The organism is Streptomyces cellostaticus, assembly GCF_023630175.1.
Taxonomy (GTDB): Bacteria; Actinomycetota; Actinomycetes; order Streptomycetales; family Streptomycetaceae; genus Streptomyces; species Streptomyces cellostaticus_A.
Window position 1 is genome coordinate 1 of sequence record NZ_JALLIN010000131.1, and the last position, 1,324, is coordinate 1,324.

Below are 1,324 nucleotides of genomic sequence, written 5' to 3' on the forward strand. Positions count from 1 at the left end.
GCGGGACCAACGCCCATACGATCATCGAGCAGGCGCCGCCGGTGGCGGTCGGGGCGGAGCCGGTGGCGGATTCGCCGGCCGTGCTGCCGTACGTGGTGTCGGCGAAGTCGCCGGAGGCGCTGCGGGGTCAGGCCGCGCGGTTGCGGGCGCACCTGCTGGACGCTTCGGCTTCGGCTTCGGAGGGTACGGTTCCGGCTGCGGCCGATGTGGCCTACTCGCTGGCGACCAGGCGGGTCGGGTTCGACCACCGTGCGGTGGTGGTGGCCGGTGGGCGTGAGGAGTTGCTGCGGGGGCTGGAGGCGCTGGAGGCGGAGGGCGGTACGGCCTCCGGTCTGGTGCGGGGGACCGCGAGCGGTACCGGCAGGCTGGCGTTCCTGTTCACCGGACAGGGCAGTCAGCGCCCCGGCATGGGCCGGGAGCTGTACGACACCTACCCGGTGTTCGCCGACGCGCTCGACGCGCTCGGCGAGCGCCTGGAACTGCCCCTCAAGGAAACGCTGTTCGGTGACAGCGGAGACCTCCTCGACCGTACGGAGTTCACCCAGCCCGCGCTGTTCGCGGTCGAGGTGGCGCTGTTCCGGCTGCTGGAGAGCTGGGGCGTGAAGCCCGACTTCCTCGCGGGTCACTCGATCGGTGAGATCGCCGCCGCGCACGTGGCCGGGGTGCTCACCCTGGACGGCGCCTGCACCCTGGTCGCCGCGCGCGGCCGTCTGATGCAGGCGCTGCCGTCCGGTGGCGCGATGGTCGCCGTCCAGGCCTCGGAGGACGAGGTCCTGCCGCTGCTCACCGAGCGGGTGAGCGTCGCGGCGGTCAACGGTCCGCAGTCGGTCGTGGTCGCGGGCGACGAGTCCGACGCGATGGTGATCGCCGAGCACTTCGAGGAGCAGGGTCGTAAGACCAAGCGGCTGGCCGTCAGCCACGCGTTCCATTCGCCGCACATGGACGGCATGCTCGCCGACTTCCGCAAGATCGCGGAGACCGTCACGTACGAGGCGCCGCGCATCCCGGTCGTGTCGAACCTGACCGGCGCCGTGGTGACGGACGAGATGGGTTCGGCGGACTTCTGGGTGCGGCACGTCCGCGAGGCGGTCCGCTTCCTGGACGGGATCCGCGCCCTGGAGGCCGCCGGGGTCACGACGTACCTCGAACTCGGCCCCGACGGGATCCTGTCCGCCATGGCGCAGGACTGCCTGGCCGGTGAGGCGGACGCGGCGGTCTTCGCGCCCGCCCTCCGCAAGGGACGTCCCGAGACCGAGACCGTCACCACCGCCCTCGCCCGGGCCCACGCCCACGGCACGCCCGTCGACTGGGAGACGTACTTCGC

At 72.4% G+C, this 1,324-nt stretch carries 1 protein-coding gene; it reads left to right on the plus strand.

Annotated elements, in window-relative coordinates; all coding sequences use genetic code 11:
* Positions 1-1,324, plus strand: a 1,324-nt coding sequence (locus tag MXD57_RS31300; protein WP_250405590.1) for an acyltransferase domain-containing protein, incomplete at both ends; no start/stop codon positions are given.